The sequence below is a fragment of the Prochlorococcus sp. G4PB17 genome, assembly GCF_059772445.1.
On the sequence record NZ_CM186288.1, the window covers coordinates 1,201,947 to 1,222,127 of the forward strand.

A 20,181-nucleotide genomic window follows, 5' to 3' on the forward strand; every position below is an offset into this window, starting at 1 on the left:
GATCACAAGAATTCACTTTCCTTACACTGGTTGATACCAGTCAAGTTCAGAGGGTGTGATCTCAGCCATATCGCGATGCAATATGGCACCCCTAGTGATAAATACAAATTAGCTCGAAATACCGAACTTAACCCTAAAGTTTTTCTAGATAAAATTTGTTATCAAAAATTTTGATCATTCATATCTTTTTTAATCTCTAAAAGCAACATTCTTCGTCTTCTAAATCTTCTCACCGTTCCAGTCAAAATCAATCCACTTCCAACTACAACTGCTGGTATTGCTTGGATTTTATCTTTGCCCTCTCTATGCATCAAGCCTGTTATTGCTAAAAAAATTAGTAAAGGTGCTGAAATTGAAATTACTGGGTTACCTAATCGTTTCATAAAATAAAGCAACTAATTTTTTTGAAGCCCCTCAGAAGACATAATTATTGTTTGGGACAAAATTTTTATTCCTAATTCAAGGCTTTTTTCATCCAAAGAAAATTTCCCACTGTGCAAGGGAGCACAACCGTTTTCTCCAGAAACTCCCAAACGAAACATTGTTCCTGGAACATCTTGCAAAAAGAAAGCAAAATCTTCTGCACCTAGTGACGGGTTTTCCAAATAAATAATATTTTTTTCATCAATAAAATTCTTCGCACAATCCGATAACAAGTTAGTCAACTCTGGATCGTTATAAACTGGAGGTGCGATTGACTTAAACTTAATACAAGCTTTAGCTCCATAATTAGAGGCTATATTTTTTACTATTTTCTCAATCCAATGAGGTAGTTTTTCATAAAGGTCACTATCTAGACACCTTACAGTTCCTAAAAGCTTAACCCTCTCAGCTATTACATTAAAAGCATTTCCTCCTGAAATTTTTCCAAAACTAATAACTACTGGCTTAAGCGCATCGAGACGTCTGCTAATAGCTTCTTGAAGTCCACTGATAACTTTTGCAGCAATCCAAATAGAATCAACGCCTTCATGTGGCCTAGCCCCATGCCCACCATTACCAATAATATCTATTTCCAATTCAGCAGCTGCGGCAGTAAAAGTACCACTTTTTATTCCAATTTTTCCGACTGACAAATCTGGATAGACATGAACTCCAAAGAGAGCTTGTACTCCATCCAAAACATTTTCATCTCGCATCCAATTTGCGCCTTGAGCAATCTCTTCGGCAGGTTGAAAAATAATCCGAATTCTTGAAGTTGTAAATTTATTTTTTGATAAAACTTTTGCTACTCCTAAACCAATGCAAGTATGAAGATCATGGCCACATGCATGCATTAAACCTTGGATTGAGGAAGAGTAATCTAAACCAGTTCTCTCCTCGATTGGCAATCCATCCATATCAACCCTTAAGCCGATAACAGGTCCAGTGTTATGACCCATTTCAGCAACTAATCCAGTTCTTCCAACTGCCTCTTTAACATCCCAACCTGATTTTCTAAGCTCACCGGCTACCAGAGCAGCAGTCTGATATTCCTGACCACTAAGCTCTGGGTGAGCATGAAGATGACGCCTTAATTGAATCAAATCAGGCAATATATCCTTTAATAAAACATCAATTTTTTTTCCTAAATCTTTCATCTACCCTCCAAAGAAAGAAATGCAATCAAATCATTTGTTGGTTTTGGAGGCCAACGACGAATATTCAACAACCAGTTTTTTTCACGATATCTAATATCTAATCCAGCAGCTGCAGCCCAATTACTCTCTGCTTCACCCTCAAAACCTTTTCGCCACAAAAGCGCACTTAATGCTGCTCTAGCATCTGCGAATAAAGGATATTTACGGATTAATATTCTAATTTTCTTTTCTGCAAGTTCAAGATCACCTAATTGATAAATAGCCAATGCTTCACTAGAACTAGCCATAGCATTAGCATTATTTGAAGCAGCAGCTTTGGAAAACAATAACTTTGCTTCTACCCAATTATTCATAGAACCCATAACATTACCCAAGTTATACGAAGCTGAAATATCTTGAGGATTCTGCTTTAAAACGTATTTGTAATCTTTACTAGCATCCTCCCAAAGCTTCAAGGATTCTTCAGCAATTCCTCTATTTAAATAAGGCTCTACAACTTCAGAGGAAATGTCTATCGCTCTAGTTTGATCAATTATTGCTCCTTGAGGATCTCCAAGAGCTAAACGAATATTTCCTCTGTTACTCAGAGCAGCGGCATCATCTGGATTGTCATTTAAATAGATAGTCCAATCTTTTTCAGCTTGAATGAAATCACCATCCTTACTTTCTTGAAGAGCTTTCTCAAATAAAGCTTTAGGAAGCATTTTCGCTTGAGAGGGAAATGGTGTAAAAACTAAAATACTAAACAACAAAATTAAAACTATAAAAACCCTTGTGTGATTCATTTATCTATCTTATTTTCTGAAGTTAGCAGATAATGTTTTTTTGCTGCAGGAGTAACAACCCTCCCCCTAGCAGTTCTTTGTAAAAAACCTATTTGCATTAAATATGGCTCAACTACAGTTTCAAGAGTGGTTGAATCTTCTCCAAGAGCAGCTGCCAAAGTTTCCAGTCCTACTGGCCCTCCTTTATATTGATTAACTAACAAGCCTAGATAACTTCTATCTGTCGCATCTAACCCTCGTTGATCTACACGATGAAGATCAAGTGCTTCATTAACAATATCTACATCAATTATGCTTGAGTATGAATGAACTTCTGCATAATCTCTAACTCTTCGAATTAACCTATTGGCAATTCGTGGTGTACCTCGACTTCTTCTTGCTAATTGATAAGATGCTTCTTGAGTAATTGATAAATTAATCAAATTCGCAGATCTTTTAATTATATTTTCGAGATCCGAAAAACTATAAAAATCTAGTCGCTGAGATATTCCAAATCTATCTCTCATTGGAGAGCTTAACGCTGCAGGCTTTGTAGTAGCACCTACCAAGGTAAAAGGAGGTATTTCGATTGATCGCATTCTGGAGGATGTACCTTTACCTACAGTCAGATCCAACCGTCTATCTTCCATAGCTGGATATAAAAGTTCCTGGGATATCCTATTAAGTCTGTGAATCTCATCAACAAAAATCAATTCTCGTGGATGCATATTGATCAATAATCCAACAATGTCCCGCGGACGTTCAAGTGCAGGAGCACTTGTCACTCTGGCTTTAACTCCTAATTCCTCTGCAATAATTAGAGCCATGGTTGTTTTCCCAAGTCCAGGTGGGCCATAAAGCATTAAATGATCAAGTGCTTCTCCTCTTGCTAATGATGCTTTAACTGAAATTTCAAGAATTTTCTTCAATTCAGATTGACCTAAAAATTCATTAAAAGATTTGGGTCTGAAAGAATCTTGCTTGGATAATTTAATCTCTTCTTTTAAAAGACTTGAACCAACTAATCTTTCCTCTCCTTTATCATTGGGGAAAGGGGAAGGATTATTAATTGAGGACACAATTGCCATGACCGAAGGGTAGTGGCATCTAAACAAAAATGGAGGTAAATAGAAGAATGAGCAAAAAAGGTAAAAAAAAATCCAAAGCAAATTCTGCAGTTGATGGAAATCGTCGTTTAGCTGAGAATCGACAAGCTAGATATGAATATGAAATTCTAGAAACACTTGAAACTGGATTAGAGCTTCTTGGAACTGAAGTAAAATCAATTAGAGCAGGAAAAGTAAACTTAAAAGATGGATTTTGTTTAATTAAAAGAGATCAAATTCAACTTCATAATGTACATATATCGCCTCATAATCGTGCTGGTAAATTTTTTAATCATGACCCGCTAAGAATAAAAAAGCTTCTTGCGCATCGCAAAGAAATCGAAAAATTGAAAATAAATTTAGAAAGGAAAGGATTGGCATTGATACCTTTAAGTCTTTATCTTAAAGGCTCATGGATAAAATTAAAAATCGGAGTAGGAAAAGGAAGAAAGCTTCACGATAAAAGGGATCGAGAGAAAATTAATGACTCGAAAAGAGATATGGCTCATGCCCTAAAACGTTTTTAAGAGAAAAGTTATTTAATACTTTTCCCTAGATTTTTTCATCAACATTAATACGATAACAATTAGTTATCAGTTAGTTTCCAAACTCACATTTTCAGGTGGCGGCGTAGGGTCAGGGTCTGCAATGAGCATATGTTGCAAAACAATTTCGGGACGCTCACTATCTCTCCACCTGATTCGGTAAGCAGGCATTTTCGTACCCCTGCTTGTCGTTTGTTCAACAGGTTCCATGACCCAACCGCGTCTTGAACGCCCCTGGGGATTTCGTTTAACCACAGCATCTGCGTGCTTGAAACGAAAACCAACTCTCTCGCCGCTCATCTGAACAAAATTCTTACTCGCCTATTATCCACTGTGATGGGTCATTTTCCAGTTTGTTTCATATTTGATTCGGGTCGCAAAAGTGGGAAAGCAATCACATCTCTAATGGAAGGGCTATTAGTTAATAGCATCACAAACCTATCGATTCCTATTCCAAGGCCTCCTGTTGGAGGCATTCCAACTTCAAGAGCATTAATAAAATCTTCATCTAAGCTTTGTGCCTCAAGGTCACCTGCTTCTTTTTTTGCCTGCTGCAAAAGTAAACGTTCTTTTTGATCGATAGGATCAATTAATTCGCTAAAAGCATTAGCAGTCTCTCGTCCAACAATAAAAAGTTCAAACCTTTCAACTAAACCTTTCTTAGTCCTATGTTTTCTCGCCAAAGGAGAAATCTCAATTGGATAATCCATAACAAATGTAGGTTGCACCAGCTTGGGCTCAACTGATTGCTCAAAAGCTTCATTTAAAAGTCTTCCAACGCTATTAGCCTTATCTGGCACTTGAAGCCCTTCTAGAAGCATTGCAGCTTTCGCAGCGTCAAAATCATCTCCAAACAATTCAAAGTTAATTCCTGTGAATTCCTGTACTAATTGATGCATCGTCGCCCTTCTCCATGGAGGTTTTAAATTAATTTCTTGGTCTTGATAAATGATTTTGGTCGACCCACAAATCTTTTCACAAACAGATGAAAGTAATTTTTCTGTTAATTCCATCATGTCAAAATAGTCTGCAAAAGCCTCATAAATTTCCACAGACGTGAATTCAGGATTATGCCGAGTGCTAATTCCCTCATTTCTAAAAATTCTTCCAAGTTCATAAACCCTTTGAAAACCTCCGACCACTAATCTTTTTAAATGCAATTCTGTAGCAATTCTCAAATACAATGGCAAATCAAGTGTGTTGTGATGGGTAATAAAAGGCCTTGCATCTGCGCCACCGGCTTCTGCTTGTAAAACTGGAGTCTCAATTTCAAGAAAATCTTTTTCATCCAACCATCTTCGAATTGAACTAACAAGTAAAGCCCTAGTACGAAAAGTTTTTCTTGACTGAGGATTAACAATTAAATCCAAATATCTTTGTCTATATCGCTTTTCAACATCAGCAAGTCCATGCCATTTATCCGGTAAAGGCTGTAAAGATTTTGATAACATTATCCATTCGAAAACCTTTATTGAAAGTTCACCTCTATCAGTTCTCCTCAAAGTTCCACTTACTCCTATCCAATCACCTGAATCAACAAGAGAGGTAATATTTTCAAAATTATTCTCGTTAGTTTTGCTTTTTTCATTTTGATTTAGTGTCGCCTTTTCCAAAAACAGTTGAATTGTGCCTGTTTCATCAGAAAGAGTAAAAAAAGCAAGTTTACCCATAACTCGTCTGGAAATTACACGCCCAGCAATGGATACTTCTTCTTGATTTTCTTCGCCATTTTGCAAGTTTGCATATTGTTTTTGTAAGGCTTTGGCAGAGTTAGTGGGCCTGAAATTCAAAGCATATGGATCTTGACCAATGCTTTTTAATAATCTTGCCTTCTCAAGGCGTGTATCTCTTAATTCAGACAAAGCAATTCATACATACGGCAAAAAAAAACAAATTCATATGAAAAACCTATCAATATTGAGCTATATATCTCTAACTGGCAATAGCAGTAGGAAATTCTCCCATTCTTTGAGAAGCATAACCAATACCTCTGACAGTTAAGATTAGTTCTGGATTTCTTGGATCTGGCTCAAGCTTCCCCCTAAGACGAGCCACATAGACATCAACAACTCTTAAATCCGCAGCTCTTCTTGGAGGATAACCCCAAAGCTGCTCCAAAATTTCTGCTCGAGGCACAACGCGACCTGGATCTCGAAATAACAACTCAAGCAAACTAAACTCTGTATATGTAAGCCCAATCCTTTCTCCTCCCCTACTGACTTGTCTCCTATTAGTATCTACAACAAGATCGCCTAGTTTCATTACCCCTTGTCCTGATGGGACCTCTCTGGGCTCATCCACAGTAGGGGCTGGTCCAACTCTTCTTAAAATCGTCGCAATTCTCGCCTCTAGTTCCTTTGGACTAAACGGCTTAGCCAAGTAATCATCAGCTCCTAAATCTAAACCTGCAACTCTCTCAGAAATGGCCTCAAGTGCTGTCAAAAATATAATAGGTACACAAGATTCTGCTCTAATTCTTCGACAAACTGCAAAACCATCCATCTTTGGGAGCATTACATCCAAGACAACTAAGTCAGGTGCTTCTTTATGAAACACTTCAAGCGCTTGCTCACCGTCCTGTGCAGATAGAACTTGATAGCCCGCAAGATTAAGCCTTGTTACCAAGACTTTTAATACTGCAGGTTCATCATCTACAACCAAAATGCAGGTCATGAGATTAGTTGTTGCCTTCGAGACAGGACCATCAAAATTTTATGTCAAAAAGGGCTTCTTGTTAAATGAAGATATCATCTTAACGTTAGGTAAACATAGCCCTTTTCTCAATCTAAAAGACTAACTACCCAGCAATTAATAAGTATTTACTCTATTTTTTAAGCTTTGAAAATTTTTTTATTGGTTTTTTTATAAATTAAAAGAAGCCAAGAAGAAAAAAATGGAGCAACTAAACCAGTAATAATCACTTCGGAAATCAATACAAAAATTGACCAAGAATGAAACCAATTATTTCTGAGGGTGCTATGGAAAAAAATCTTTTGAGCCCAAATAGAAACCCCAACAACCGCCGTTCCAAAAATAGACATCAAACCAATATTAAAAAAAAATTCGATTTTTTTATTGCGAAATCCATATTGACTCCAAACAAAAGACAAAAATAAAAAAGAGGGAATATAAGAACAATCACTAACCGTAAAAGAATCTATAAAGATTCCTAACGAAATCGCAGCGATAGCAGCTATCCAAGAAGAATTTTCGAGTGAAAATGGTAATAACCAAATAATAGGCCAGCATGGAGAAATTCCATTTATTTTCAGCCATTCTGGGGTTGATATTATAAAAAAAGGCAAAAAAATCGTAACTAAAAATAATAATAATTTGTTATTTTTACTAATCATTATTTTTCAAAACCTGTACCCAATCTATTGCCTCTGGTGATGCAGTTAATTGAACTATCGCGAATGGAGAAGGTAAAGCTTTTTCATCAACATACTGAACAATTCCAATTATTAGATTTGGGGGCAATAAAGTACTTGCTGGAGATGTAGTTACTGCATCTCCAATTTTAGCCAAACTATTTTTATTTAAGAAAATTAATTTTGGTCTATTGGTACCCATGCCAGTCAAAATCCCATGACGCTTAGTTCGATCAATCCAAGCCCCGATTTGATGGCCAGGATCAGTCAATAATCTAACTCTTGAGGTAAGTGGAGTAATGCTATCTATAAGGCCAATTAAACCTCCTGGTCCAACGACAGTTTGTCCTTTCAAAACTCCATCTTTTGCCCCCTTATTAATTTCAAGTTGCTGCCACCAACTACTTGAAGATCTTGAAATAACAGCTGCTGAAATTCTTTTATCATTGCTAAACTCTTGCAAAGAAAGAGCCTTTCTTAAGCGAATATTATCTGCTTCAAGTAATTTCAATCGAATATTTTTTTCCACATTTTCGCCTTGCTGAATCCATTCTTTTTGGGCTGTCCCAGGAAGTATTGGTTTTATTAAAACGGAATAAAAATCTAAATAACCTGCTCCTTTTGTCCAACGAGTAAGAAAAAATAAACACCCAAACAAAACAATTAGCCAAAATCTACTTTTAAAAAGCAAATGCAACCCAATTTTTCTTCGGGCTTGGATCATTGTTCAGTCTCTAATGACATTTCTTGCAAAATCAGGAGTATCTAGAACTCTTCTCATTGATTTAAAATCATCTAAAACCAATCCACATCCATTTACTACACACAACAATGGATCCTCAGCCACGTGAGTAAAAATTCCTGTTTCATGACTTAATAGATCGCTAATTCCTCTAACTAAGGCTCCTCCTCCTGCAAGCATTATCCCTCTATCAACAATATCCGCTGCAAGCTCAGGTGGAGTTCTCTCAAGCGTTCTTTTTACGGCATCAACAATCTTATTTAAAGGCTCTGACATGGCTTCACGTAAATCACCTGCTTTCAAATTTATTGAACGAGGTAACCCTGAAAGTAAATGCAACCCTCTTACATCTATTGATTGCATATCAAATTCATCAGAAGGGAAAGCAGATCCAATTTTAATTTTGATCTCTTCAGCTGTCCTTTCACCAACTACTAAATTGTGTACTTTTTTCAAATAAATAGCGATAGCCTCATTAATCTCATCACCAGCAACTCTGACAGATTCACTTAAAACTGTTCCGCCAAGACTTAAAACGGCTACTTCAGTCGTTCCTCCACCAATATCAACGATCATTGTTCCAATAGGCTCAGTAACTGGCAAAGAGGCTCCGATTGCGGCAGCGACAGGTTCATCAATTAGATGTACCTCTCTAGCTCCTGCAAGGCCTGCTTCGCGAACTGCTCGTCTCTCTACACCAGTAACTCCGCTAGGAATACCAACGACTAATCTTGGAGCAATAATTCCACGACCCTCATTACACTTTTGAATAAAAGTCTTAAGCATTTGCTCTGCCGCATCAAAATCAGCTATTACACCATCTCTTAATGGGCGAACAGCTCGAATATTCCCAGGTGTTCGTCCTAACATTAATTTTGCATCATCGCCCACAGCGAGAGGCACTCCCTCCTCTAAATCCATCGCTACAACAGAAGGTTCTTGCAATACAATTCCCTTTCCAGAAACATATATCAAGGTATTTGCAGTACCTAAATCAATCCCAATATCTCGGGAAAATTTCAAACGGTTAAAAAACACGGATTTCAATCATTTGAGCAATCATATAGATAGTTGAACTAAGATAAAAACATTATTTAGCAACCAATAAACATCGGAGACAATAATGGGAATAAATTCAGTCACTCTTGTAGGGAGAGCAGGAAGAGATCCCGAAGTTCGATATTTTGAATCTGGAACAGTGGTAGCAAATCTCACGCTTGCCGTAAACAGAAGGAATCGAGATGATGAACCAGATTGGTTTAATCTAGAAATTTGGGGTAAACAAGCTCAAGTTGCAGCTGATTATGTAAAAAAAGGGTCTTTGATCGGTATAACAGGCAGCTTCAAATTGGACAGTTGGAAAGATCGAAATACCGGTGAGGACAGAAATAAACCTGTTGTCAGAGTTGATCGTCTTGAATTATTAGGATCCAAAAGAGATTTAGAAAATAATAATTTCCAAAACAATAATTCGTTTAATCAGCAGCCAAGTAATGACGAAATTCCATTTTAAAAATTTACTTTTAATTGAGAATTAATTTACGGATTGTTTTGTAAATTAAATTTATTAATGCCATTGATAAGATTAAAAGAATAATTGACTTAAGGATGCTTGAAAAAGGACTAATCCATTTCTCAATATTTCCATAATTATCTCCTAAATAAAAACCTGTAATTGTTAAAAATAAGTTCCATATAAGACTTCCTGCAGTAGTCCAAATAATAAAGGGCGTTATTGGCATCAACTCAACCCCTGCAGGTACTGAAATCAATGTCCTAATTCCAGGTACTAATCTTCCCCAGAAAACCAAAGAAACGCCATACCTATTAAACCATTTACGGCTTTTCGCTAGTTCCTTGGGATTAATTCCAATCCAACGTCCATTTTTCTCGAGCCATTGCTCAAGTTTTTCTTCATTTACTAATCTACCTATTCCATACCAAGGGAAAGCACCGATTACCGTTCCTATTAGCCCTGCTAAAACAACTGGAAAAAAATCTAATTGACCTTGAGCAACATAAAAACCACCGAGAGGCATTATTAATTCTGAAGGAATTGGTGGAATTAGATTTTCCAAAAACATTGCAAGTAAAATTGCCCCGTATCCAATCCATTGATTAGTATCAACTGCATTGCCTATGAATACTGGTAATGAAGATATAAATTCTGCTATTTCCATTTAACTTGAATAAATTAATTTAATAGCGATATTGATCAGTCTTATAGGGACCTTCTACTGGAACATTGATATATGCAGCTTGTTCTTCAGTTAACTTGGTTAACTTTGCTCCTATCTTTTCAAGATGAAGAATCGCCACCATTTCATCTAAATGTTTTGGCAAGACATAAACTTTATTTAAATATTTAACCCCATATTTGAATAATTCTATTTGGGCTAAAACTTGATTCGTAAAAGAATTACTCATTACAAAGCTTGGATGACCCGTAGCACATCCAAGGTTGACTAGTCTTCCCTCAGCTAAAAGAATTATCTTGTTCCCACTGGGAAGAGAAATGTGATCAACTTGAGGTTTAATATTTTCCCAATCATATGACTTTAAAGACGACACCTCTATTTCATTATCAAAATGACCAATGTTACAAACTATGGCTTCATTCTTCATTCTAATTAAATGCTCATGACGAATAACTTGAAAGTTTCCAGTTGCAGTAACAAAAATATCTATATTTTCCACAACTTCATCCAATCTCACAACTCTGAAACCCTCCATCGCAGCTTGAAGAGCACATATTGGATCTATCTCGGAAATCATAACTGTGGCACCTAGCCCCCTCAAAGATTGAGCAGAACCCTTTCCAACATCTCCATAACCCATAACAAGAGCCACCTTCCCAGCTACCATTACATCTGTAGCTCTTTTGATTCCATCAACCAATGATTCTCGACAGCCATAAAGATTATCAAACTTACTTTTGGTAACAGAATCATTTACATTTATTGCCGGAAAGACGAGTTCTCCCGTTTTTTCCATTTGATAAAGACGTGCTACGCCCGTTGTCGTTTCCTCAGTCACGCCTTTTATATTTGCTTTAGCTTTTGAATAGAAATTTGGATTTTTCGCAAGTTTTTTCTTAATGGAAGCAAATAGAGCAATTTCTTCTTCATTCGAAGGATTATCAAGAACTGAAATATCCTCTTCCGCTTTGCTCCCTAAAATAATTAATCCTGTAGCATCACCGCCATCGTCAAGAATCATATTTGCAGCTTCTCCGTCAGTCCATTCAAAAATTTTGTGAGTATATTCCCAGTATTCAATTAATGTTTCTCCTTTCTTTGCAAATACAGGAACACCTGATTTTGCGATAGCAGCCGCAGCATGATCTTGTGTAGAGAAAATATTACAAGAGGCCCATCTAACTTTTGCACCAAGTTCAACAAGAGTCTCTATGAGAACCCCTGTCTGAATAGTCATATGAAGACTCCCAGCAATAAAGGCTCCTTTTAAAGGTTTTTCAGATCGATATTTCTTTCTAAGTGCCATTAATCCTGGCATTTCAGTTTCAGCTATTGCAAGTTCTTTGCGCCCGAATTCTGCTTCAGTTATATCGTTAACTATGTAATCGGTACTTTTCTCAATATTATTGAGATTTGATTTGGTTGCTGCAAACATAAATTTGAACTCTGTATGGGAGATTGTGAAAAAAGATTCTCAAGAACAATTCGAGGTTGTTAATTCATTAGCTCAGCAAACTAATAATTTTTGCTGGACTCTAAACGAAACTGAATCAACTATCGCATTAGGTTCAACATTAACAAAAAAATTTCCAAATCTAAGAATTCTCTTATTAAATGGTCCTCTTGGAGCAGGTAAAACCACATTAGTTAAAGGAATTGCAAAAAGTTTAAGGATTACAGAAACGATTACTTCTCCCACTTTTCCATTGTCACAACATTATCCATCAGGATCTCCGCCATTGATACATCTTGATCTATATCGAATTGATAAACAAAATGATGCAAACGAATTTTTTCTTCAAGAAGAAGAAGAAGCCAAAGCCATGCAAGCTTTGATGGTCATTGAATGGCCAGAAAGGCTTTCTTTACCAATACCAGAGGCATGGATAGGTAAATTGAAATATAACTCTCAAAATGGCAGAATTTTTCAACTTATACCACCTTCGTAGGCTGACAATAATTGTTCAACATCCTCTTTGAAGGGTTGAGAGTCTATAGCTCCCACACCTTGACACACATATGCACCACAAGCTGTAGCAAATCCAATAATATCTTTAGCCATCTGAAAGTTAATTTGATTTACATTAAAAGATAAAAGTTTGTAAATCACCCCTGCTGTAAATGCATCCCCAGCTCCAGTTGTATCGATAACTGAGGTCGGTAAAATTGCCTTTGTAATTCCCTGATGTTTATTTAGATACCAAGAAATAGGATTTGGACCATCAGTAACAATCACAGCGGGTTGTTGTTGAAATATTGATGATATTTCACGAGGATTACTCGAACCAAAAAACCAAATAGCTTCTTCTTTAGCTAATTTTAATAACGAAACATATTTCATAATAGATCTAATTTTTTTTCTGTTTTTTGCAGAAGGAGTAATATCTTGCGAAACTTGATTGGTCCAAAAAGTTGGCCTCCAATTCAAATCCATTGCGATTTGAATTCTTAGGTCAAAAGCTCGTTCCAAAGTCCACAACAAAGCCTCTCCAGAAATTTCAGAAGCTAAAGGAATTGAGCCGGCTATTAGCCACTTAGCATTTTTAGAAATTAGATCCCACTTTTCCTTGATTTGCGAAGAAAAAATTGCTTGATCCGCGAAGCCATACCCTCGATCCCCCTGAAAACCTCCAAAAAACCTTTCTCCATCATTATCTCTTCTAACTAGAACAATCCTTGTTGGACGTAAATCATCACTCTGCAATCCTAGAGTATTTATGCCTCTTTGATCCATTAAATTTTGAAATCTTTTTCCGAAAGAATCATTTCCAAGCGAACCGATAAAAGAAACATTAACTCCTAGTCGACTTAAGGCACAAGCAACATTCGCAGGCGCACCTCCAAAGCAATCCTTCACAAATTCATTTGAAAATGAGTTTTCTCCAGGAGAGCCAAGTCTGTCAATCAGTGCCTCACCAATAGATATAACTTTTGAGGAATGCATACTTAATTAACTACTTGTAAGTACATGCCTTAAAAAATATCAATCTTTTAACTATTTCGAATTTTGAATTGAAATATAGTCATGCAATGCATCAATAATTTTGATATTTGCTGATGGAAATGGATACTCCGAGAGAGAATCAGCACTTACCCAGAGAAACTTTTTACTCGCCAAAGTCTTAGGTTTACCTGACTTCCATTTACATATGTGTACTGTAAAATGTAATTTCTTATGACTAAATGAATGGTTAAAAGATAGAAGTTTTTCCCTAACATCAACGGCAATTCCCAATTCCTCATTGATTTCTCTTTCTATAGTTTTTTCTATAGATTCGTTTATTTCTCTTTTTCCTCCTGGAAACTCCCACATCCCCGGCATACTAGATGCACTATCAAGACGTTGATCTATTAATAATTTTCCTTGATCATTAAATACGAGCCCAATTCCAATTTCAACTGTCGGAATTATTTTTTTCATTTCTTTTTTTGGGAAATCCATTGGATCGTACTTGATATATGCCATACAAAATTTTTGTAATGGACATAAAGAACAAATTGGATTTCTCACTGTACAAACCATTGCTCCTAAATCCATTAGAGCTTGATTAAAGTTTCTTGAATTATGTATGGGCACTAATTTAGAACTCAACATCCACAATCTTTTTTGATCTTTATTTATTGGTATTTTACTAGCAGACAATCTACTAAGAATTCTTTTAACATTTCCATCTAAAATTGGACTAGGTAAATCGAAAGCTGAAGAAATAATACTTCCTGCTGTAGTTCTACCTATTCCAGGTAATTGCATCCATAATTCTAATTCAATTGGCCATGCTTTAGGATCTAAAACTTTATTTTCTCCTACCAAATCTATCAAGATTTTCGATGATTCATGAATTCTTCTTGCTCTTGAATAATAGCCTAAGCCTTTCCATATTTGAAGAATACTTTGTTCATCTGTCTTAACAAGAATACTTAAATCTGGGAAAGATAACATCCATCTTTTCCAATAAGGTAAAACAACATTTAATTGAGTTTGTTGAAGCATAACTTCAGCTATCCAAATTCCATATGGAGATAAACTTTCACCTGAATTGGGCAAAGATTGATCTGGTTTTATTTTCCAAGGTATCCACTTTCTACCATTAGAATAAAACCATTGTAAAAGGTTAGTTCGAATATCTATAAAATCATTGGTATTTAATAAGTACATATTTTTTACAATTTTTCTAATATAATAGTTTAGATACTTTTAAGTAACTCCATCGCTGGGGAAAGCATCTTCCTATAATTTTTCCATCCTCCTAGGGATTTTGGATTAATTGGAGACCGAACTTGAACATTACTTGCAGTAAAAACTGAGCGTTTATTTAAATGAGGTAATAAATAAGAGTCATCCCAATCCCAACGAAGCCAGGAAATTAAAGACTGAATTTCATATGTGGGGTTAGTAACTAATAAGTCATAATTTAAATTATAAATTTTTGAACCGTATAATTTTTTATATTGCTTCATAATTTTGTCGTGATCTAAATAAACTTTTGCAGAATCAACTAAAGATGATGCATATTCGTTTCCTCTAGCAAAATGAGTCCTATAAATTGAAAGAATATTATCTAACGGATCTCTAAAACAATGAATAATTTTAGAATTCGATAATTGACTGGCTATAATAGAAACATATTGATAATTATATAATAGTTTATTAGTCGTAATTTTAGACTTTCCAAATTTGTAGTCAATTTTCTTTTGATATATTTGATCTATGTTCTCATGAATACTCGAATCATTCAAAGAACTTTCCCATTCCAGAAAAGAGTCTTCAAAAATATTTGTTTCCCCTAAATCTTTTACGTTCGAATTCATACTGATAATGGATTCTACAAGAGTACTACCACATCTAGGCATACCTACTATGAAAATATTTTCGTTAAGATCAGTTTTTTGTTTTATATTGTCATTTACTAAATTTATTTTTGAAAATAAGTCATTAGTTTTATTAATAAGTATATTTGCATTTGAAGGATTGATTGCAAGTTTATTTTGATTAGCTAATTCTAAATATTCCGCACTTTCTTCAAATTTATTATTAAGATGAAGAACATTTGCTCTAGCAAAAAAAATATCAATTTTTTCCATAGTTGATTTATTCTTTATAATATAATTAGAAAATAAATATTTTTGCCAATCAGAATTACCTACTATATTTAAAGTAGAAATATTAAAATAAGGTCGAACAAAATCAGGTTGAATATTAATAGCTACTTTTAGATTTCTTTCAGCTTCATTTAACTGGCCTAGGTCTTTAAATACACAACCAAGATTTGAATATGCTTCAGCAAAATCTGATTTTAATTCAATTGCTTTTCTAAAATAAATAATGGCTAGATCTACTTTACCTAATTCTTTTAAAATATTACCCAAATTATTATAAGCTTCTATATAATCTGGATTTATTTCAATTGCTTTTCTTTGATTAATCTCTGCATCATATAATTTACCATTCTCTTTAAGCGTATTTCCAAGATTATAGTAAGCTTTAGCAAAATCAGGTTTTAACTTTATTGCTTTTCGTAGATTAATCTCTGCATCATCTAAATTACCGTTCTCTTTAAGCGTGTTTCCAAGATTATAGTAAGCTTCGGCAAAATCAGGTTTTAACTTTATTGCTTTTCGTAGATTAATCTCTGCATCATGTAAATTACCAATCTCTTTAAGTAGAATTCCATAATTGGAATAAGCAAATGGACTATCTGGAAATATATTAATGGATTTTTTATATATAATTTTAGCTTCTTTCAATTGACCAAGCTGCTGATATATCGCACCAAAATTGGATAAAACTAAAGGATGATAGATTCGTTGATCAATTAAAAGTTTATAGAGTTTAAAGGCTTCTTTAATATCTCCAGAGGAATGAAGCCTTAAGGATTTTGAAATCAGAAATCTATCAGTTAAATCAAGAACATTGGATTTGGTTTCATCTAATGTTAGTTGAACTGGGAATATAGTTATCTTCCGAATTGATTTTTTTATTATACCCTGATTATTCAAACCTTCCATATTTCTATTATAAGATAAATTGGTTTAGTTCAACTATACTATGAATTTATAGCTTACTTAAAGAAAAAATTGATATATGAATTATGATAGATGATCTTAATTTTAATAAAAAGATAAAACTGTAAGAAATTAAACTACTCAATTTTAATAATATCAAATTTATTTAACCATAATAAAATTCTTGTCAATTCGATAATGCCTAATTCTCTAAATTCTTCTTTAATCATCTCCACGGTCTTATTTTTACCTTCTTGATTAATATTATTAATTAATTTAATTATTAAAGTATCTCCAGGAAGGGTATATCTCGAATAATTAACAATATATAAGTCTTTCGCTATTTTAAGTTTCTTAATAGTTTTATCTATAGAAGATTCAACAAGTGAAATCACGGAGTGCCTAGAAATGATATTTGTTGGATATGAATAGAATCCAAGAAAAGGATCAATACTTGAAGTATGCATATAATGAATATTTGATGAATTTTTCCTGGCTGTATTTAAATCACTCCATAATTTTTCATATTTAGGAATAATTTTACTCCAATCAAAGTTATCTATAACTCTTTTCCTTGCATTATTAGCCATGTCAATTCTTAATTTATCATTGGTAAGAATTTGATATAAAGCATTATTAAGAAGTGAAGAATTAATTGAAATTAAATTGGAAATATTACCTATGTACATATCATAATTATCTATCTCCATAGCATATCTAAGCGCCAAATCAGAACCGTAACCAGGTGGTGGCATTAGGGTAGGTATTCTGTATCCATCTAAACCATCTCTGACCGTGTCTTTGTAACCATTCCAATCAGAGACAATCACAGGCAATCCTGCTGCCATTGCTTCAATAGGTGTAATCCCAAAAGTTTCTTGAATATTGTCAGATAAAGAACAAAATAAATCAGCTGCAGCAAATGATTTTAATTTCAAATCATTTTGACTTCCGTCAACTCTAAGTACTTTTATATTTGGACATAATTTGTTAGCAGCTTGAATAAATGCATCTTGAATTCCTTTATTTGCATACCATCCACATTCAATTAATACTAATTTCCTATTGGATTTATTTGCAACCGTTTCCAATGATTTATACATTGGAAACGGGTTAGCTTTAGCATGGAAGGATAATCTTCCAACATATAAAACAACAAATTCATTTTCATCAATATGAAAATTCTTTCTTGCATTAATTCTATCCTCTTTAGTAAATTTAAAGTCATCGGTATCAATACCAAGAGGAATCACCGGTAATTGAGGCCTAATAAATTGAGTTGCTTTTAATCGATTTCTAAGATGTTCCTCTTCAATTTCAAGAATTTTCTTTACATTTGACTTGACTGCTTGACTAGTGCAAATCACTGCATCCCATTGATTAACAGGAGAAGTAACTAAAGATTTAATAGATTCCATTACTTGTGAACTAGAAGTAGTATGTGTAATCCCACAAATACTCCAGGAATTATCTTTAAAAAAAGAACGATTATTTGCTTGTTTATATATATCAGGTCCAGGATAAAAGAGAATATCAGCTTCTTTTAATGCCGCAGGGTTATTATAATTAATGAATTTGACTTCTTCTTTTCTTCCTATTTTTCTTGCTAAAGAGAAAAACTCTTCTGCTTCCGCTTTTGTCCTGGAGTATACCCAAAATTCGGTTGAATTAATATATTCGAAATAAGCTTTTAGGAAAGAATTACCTGCAACCCTTCTTCCCATTATTTGATTTTGTCCTATTTTATAAGCATCAGAGGCATAATAAATTGCTGTCTTCATAATAATATGATTTTTCTATTTACTTTATAAGTAAAAATATTTTATCATTGAGTTTGAATACCATTCAAAAAGATAAGTATTGTCAAGTATATATACTAAGCATTCTTATAAATTGCTAACAAAATATTCAGTGTAATACAATTAGGAAATATGAAAAGCTTATGAAAAATCTTTGGAATTGGAAAGGTCTACAAGTTTCATGGCAAGTAGAAGATCAAAAAAACAACTCTGATGTTGCAGTTATCTTAATTCACGGTTTTGGTGCAAATAAAAATCATTGGAGATTCAACCAAAAGATTATTAGTTCAATAGCTCCCTGTTATGCAATAGATTTAGTGGGATTTGGAGAAAGTAGTCAGCCAAATTCACAACTTTTATATGAAAAGAAAACAGTTGAAAATTTCAATTACTGTTTTGATAATTGGAGTCAGCAAGTATTTGATTTCTGTAATGAAATAGTAAAAAGGCCTGTCATATTAATAGGTAATTCAATTGGTGGAGTTATTGCATTAAAAACATCTCAAAAATTATCTATCAAATGCTTAAAGGTAGTATTAATTGATTGTGCTCAAAGAACAATGGATGATAAGCGCCTCGAAGAGCAATCATTATTGATGCGTTTTCTGAGACCAGTAATTAAAACTTTAGTAAGGCAAAGAATTTTAAGTTCCAACCTTTTTAGCAATGCAGCCAATCCAAATTTCATAGCAAAAATTTTAAAAGTAGCTTATCCAAGTGGATGTAATGTTGACGAAGAGTTAATAGATATTTTATTTCTGCCAACCCAAGGGAAAGGAGCAAAAGAAGCGTTCAGAGGATTTATTAATTTATTTGATGATTATCTTGCACCAGATTTACTTAGAAAATTGAATAAACCTGTTTATTTAATTTGGGGAGAGAAAGATCCCTGGGAGCCTGTAAAAGAAGCTCGAAAGTGGTTTGAAACTTTTGAATGTATCAAATCTTTAGACATTATTTCTAATGCTGGACATTGTCCTCACGATGAAATGCCAGAAAAAGTCAATCCTATAATTTTAAAAATAATTCAAGAAGCCATATAAGCTTCAACCGATTCACCCGTTTTTCTAAGACCTCTCAATCCATCACGCTCTAAATTTCTTACTCTATCTCTGCTAATACCAAGGACTCTCCCTATACCAGTAAGGCTCATAGGGTCATCACCATCCATACCATAACGCATTCTTAAAACTCTATTTTGCAATTCAGGCAACTGTTCTAAAAGTGTTTCTAAATCTCCTTTCATGCAGTCACTTTCAATTTGCTCAGCAGGCATATCAATTTCATTAGAAAGCAGATCTAATAAAATAGTGTCTTCACCATCACCAATCTTGGTTTCGAGGCTTACTGGTTGGCCTGCTCTACTCATAAGATCTTTTACATCGTTTTCAGGCAAATCAACATATTCTGATAATTCTTTCAAAGTTGGTGTTCTAGAAAGTTCTTGGCTTAATTCACGTTGACCCTTTTTCAGTTTATTTAGCATTTCAGTTATATGAATAGGAAGTCTTATGGATCTACTTTTTTCAGCTATTGCTCGTGTGATCCCTTGACGAATCCACCAATAGGCGTAGGTAGAAAATTTATATCCCCGAGCTGGATCAAATTTCTCGACTCCTCTAACTAATCCTATAGTTCCTTCTTGTATGAGATCTAATAACTCCATATTTCTCTTTGTATATTTCTTAGCAACACTTACAACTAATCTCAGGTTTGCAGCGACCATTCTCTCCTTAGCTCTTCTACCGCTTTTCAATTTCTTTTTTAATTGCAATGTGGAAACTCCAACCTTGTCAGCAAATAGGTTAATAGACGGCTTTTCTCCTAAATCACTCTCAAGCTCTGTCTCAATATTTTCCAGAAGCATTAGATTTTGTACTTGTCTTCCTAAAGTTATTTCCTGCTCATGCGAAAGTAATGGAACTCTTCCAATATCCCTTAGATATGAGCGGACTAGATCTATATCCGAAACAGTCTTGGTAGCAGTAGTTTGATTTTTAGTTTGAAGAGCCTCTACTGCCGTTGTCATGGGTTTGTTGAGTTTTGTAAAGCTTACTACTAAGAATTGTAAAG

General features: G+C 34.5%; 21 protein-coding genes and 1 riboswitch. Of the genes, 4 read left to right on the top strand and 17 right to left on the bottom strand.

Translation table 11 applies throughout. The features are described from left to right. A riboswitch (TPP riboswitch) is annotated at positions 1-103 on the bottom strand. A 58-nt stretch (positions 104-161) separates the two neighbouring features. The 4 genes from AC6EJB_RS07120 to ruvB are packed head-to-tail and all read right to left on the bottom strand — an operon-like array spanning position 162 to position 3,432. Beyond that, positions 162-383 carry a DUF3188 domain-containing protein gene (locus AC6EJB_RS07120; RefSeq protein WP_498490642.1) on the bottom strand — a complete coding sequence of 74 codons (222 nt, stop codon included), beginning with the start codon at positions 381-383 and terminating at the stop codon, positions 162-164. A gap of 12 nt (positions 384-395) precedes the next feature. Next, positions 396-1,580: an amidohydrolase gene (locus AC6EJB_RS07125; RefSeq protein ID WP_498490643.1), complete on the bottom strand. Its 1,185-nt coding sequence runs from the start codon at positions 1,578-1,580 to the stop codon at positions 396-398. Next, positions 1,577-2,365, bottom strand: a complete 789-nt coding sequence (locus tag AC6EJB_RS07130; protein WP_498490644.1) for a tetratricopeptide repeat protein — start codon at positions 2,363-2,365, stop codon at positions 1,577-1,579. The genes AC6EJB_RS07125 and AC6EJB_RS07130 overlap by 4 nt, the downstream gene beginning before the upstream one ends. After that, positions 2,362-3,432, bottom strand: a complete 1,071-nt coding sequence (gene ruvB / locus AC6EJB_RS07135; RefSeq protein WP_498490645.1) for a Holliday junction branch migration DNA helicase RuvB — start codon at positions 3,430-3,432, stop codon at positions 2,362-2,364. The genes AC6EJB_RS07130 and ruvB overlap by 4 nt, the downstream gene beginning before the upstream one ends. Before the next feature lie 47 nt (positions 3,433-3,479). On the opposite strand from ruvB, the gene smpB reads away from it, so the two are divergent. After that, positions 3,480-3,977, top strand: a complete 498-nt coding sequence (gene smpB / locus AC6EJB_RS07140; protein ID WP_498492983.1) for an SsrA-binding protein SmpB — start codon at positions 3,480-3,482, stop codon at positions 3,975-3,977. A gap of 66 nt (positions 3,978-4,043) precedes the next feature. Here the strand turns inward: smpB and AC6EJB_RS07145 are convergent, their stop codons facing one another. The 6 genes from AC6EJB_RS07145 to AC6EJB_RS07170 form a co-directional block, all read right to left on the bottom strand. Further along, positions 4,044-4,295: a DUF8660 family protein gene (locus AC6EJB_RS07145; protein WP_498490646.1), complete on the bottom strand. Its 252-nt coding sequence runs from the start codon at positions 4,293-4,295 to the stop codon at positions 4,044-4,046. 41 nt (positions 4,296-4,336) lie between these two features. Next, positions 4,337-5,857, bottom strand: a complete 1,521-nt coding sequence (gene lysS, locus AC6EJB_RS07150) for a lysine--tRNA ligase (RefSeq protein WP_498490647.1) — start codon at positions 5,855-5,857, stop codon at positions 4,337-4,339. Positions 5,858-5,927: 70 nt separating this feature from the next. After that, positions 5,928-6,668 carry a response regulator transcription factor RpaB gene (gene rpaB, locus AC6EJB_RS07155; protein WP_158467370.1) on the bottom strand — a complete coding sequence of 247 codons (741 nt, stop codon included), beginning with the start codon at positions 6,666-6,668 and terminating at the stop codon, positions 5,928-5,930. A gap of 158 nt (positions 6,669-6,826) precedes the next feature. Beyond that, on the bottom strand, positions 6,827-7,348 hold the full coding sequence (locus AC6EJB_RS07160; protein WP_498490648.1) for a hypothetical protein: 522 nt from the start codon (positions 7,346-7,348) through the stop codon (positions 6,827-6,829). Continuing rightward, positions 7,341-8,090 (bottom strand): rod shape-determining protein MreC, encoded by a 750-nt coding sequence (gene mreC, locus AC6EJB_RS07165; protein ID WP_498490649.1) that lies wholly within the window; start codon positions 8,088-8,090, stop codon positions 7,341-7,343. The genes AC6EJB_RS07160 and mreC overlap by 8 nt, the downstream gene beginning before the upstream one ends. A 3-nt stretch (positions 8,091-8,093) precedes the next feature. Continuing rightward, positions 8,094-9,146, bottom strand: a complete 1,053-nt coding sequence (locus AC6EJB_RS07170; protein ID WP_498490650.1) for a rod shape-determining protein — start codon at positions 9,144-9,146, stop codon at positions 8,094-8,096. Between the two features lie 85 nt (positions 9,147-9,231). On the opposite strand from AC6EJB_RS07170, the gene AC6EJB_RS07175 reads away from it, so the two are divergent. After that, positions 9,232-9,621, top strand: a complete 390-nt coding sequence (locus AC6EJB_RS07175; protein WP_498490651.1) for a single-stranded DNA-binding protein — start codon at positions 9,232-9,234, stop codon at positions 9,619-9,621. A gap of 10 nt (positions 9,622-9,631) precedes the next feature. Here AC6EJB_RS07175 and AC6EJB_RS07180 read toward each other — a convergent pair whose 3' ends face one another. Beyond that, positions 9,632-10,288 carry a DedA family protein gene (locus tag AC6EJB_RS07180; RefSeq protein WP_498490652.1) on the bottom strand — a complete coding sequence of 219 codons (657 nt, stop codon included), beginning with the start codon at positions 10,286-10,288 and terminating at the stop codon, positions 9,632-9,634. A gap of 19 nt (positions 10,289-10,307) precedes the next feature. Then, positions 10,308-11,741, bottom strand: coding sequence for an adenosylhomocysteinase (ahcY, locus tag AC6EJB_RS07185; RefSeq protein WP_498490653.1), 1,434 nt, complete (start codon positions 11,739-11,741; stop codon positions 10,308-10,310). Between the two features lie 25 nt (positions 11,742-11,766). Between ahcY and tsaE the strand changes: the two genes are divergently transcribed. After that, positions 11,767-12,255 carry a tRNA (adenosine(37)-N6)-threonylcarbamoyltransferase complex ATPase subunit type 1 TsaE gene (gene tsaE / locus AC6EJB_RS07190; protein WP_498490654.1) on the top strand — a complete coding sequence of 163 codons (489 nt, stop codon included), beginning with the start codon at positions 11,767-11,769 and terminating at the stop codon, positions 12,253-12,255. On the opposite strand, the gene AC6EJB_RS07195 is transcribed toward tsaE, so the two are convergent. The 4 genes from AC6EJB_RS07195 to AC6EJB_RS07210 form a co-directional block, all read right to left on the bottom strand. Continuing rightward, on the bottom strand, positions 12,234-13,250 hold the full coding sequence (locus AC6EJB_RS07195; RefSeq protein WP_498490655.1) for a carbohydrate kinase family protein: 1,017 nt from the start codon (positions 13,248-13,250) through the stop codon (positions 12,234-12,236). The genes tsaE and AC6EJB_RS07195 overlap by 22 nt on opposite strands. Positions 13,251-13,301: 51 nt before the next feature. Continuing rightward, positions 13,302-14,462: an 8-oxo-dGTP diphosphatase MutT gene (mutT, locus tag AC6EJB_RS07200; RefSeq protein WP_498490656.1), complete on the bottom strand. Its 1,161-nt coding sequence runs from the start codon at positions 14,460-14,462 to the stop codon at positions 13,302-13,304. A 29-nt stretch (positions 14,463-14,491) separates the two neighbouring features. Then, positions 14,492-16,312 carry a tetratricopeptide repeat protein gene (locus tag AC6EJB_RS07205; protein WP_498490657.1) on the bottom strand — a complete coding sequence of 607 codons (1,821 nt, stop codon included), beginning with the start codon at positions 16,310-16,312 and terminating at the stop codon, positions 14,492-14,494. 134 nt (positions 16,313-16,446) lie between these two features. Beyond that, the gene (locus AC6EJB_RS07210) at positions 16,447-18,090 is read right to left on the bottom strand and encodes a glycosyltransferase family 4 protein (RefSeq protein ID WP_498490658.1); all 1,644 of its coding nucleotides are present in this window, start codon (positions 18,088-18,090) and stop codon (positions 16,447-16,449) included. Between the two features lie 161 nt (positions 18,091-18,251). Here AC6EJB_RS07210 and AC6EJB_RS07215 point away from each other — a divergent pair, with 161 nt between their 5' ends. Next, positions 18,252-19,151: an alpha/beta fold hydrolase gene (locus AC6EJB_RS07215; RefSeq protein WP_498490659.1), complete on the top strand. Its 900-nt coding sequence runs from the start codon at positions 18,252-18,254 to the stop codon at positions 19,149-19,151. On the opposite strand, the gene AC6EJB_RS07220 is transcribed toward AC6EJB_RS07215, so the two are convergent. Next, entirely contained in the window at positions 19,136-20,137 is a 1,002-nt protein-coding gene (locus AC6EJB_RS07220) for an RpoD/SigA family RNA polymerase sigma factor (protein WP_498490660.1), read from the bottom strand. The genes AC6EJB_RS07215 and AC6EJB_RS07220 overlap by 16 nt on opposite strands. Positions 20,138-20,181: the final 44 nt, after the last annotated feature.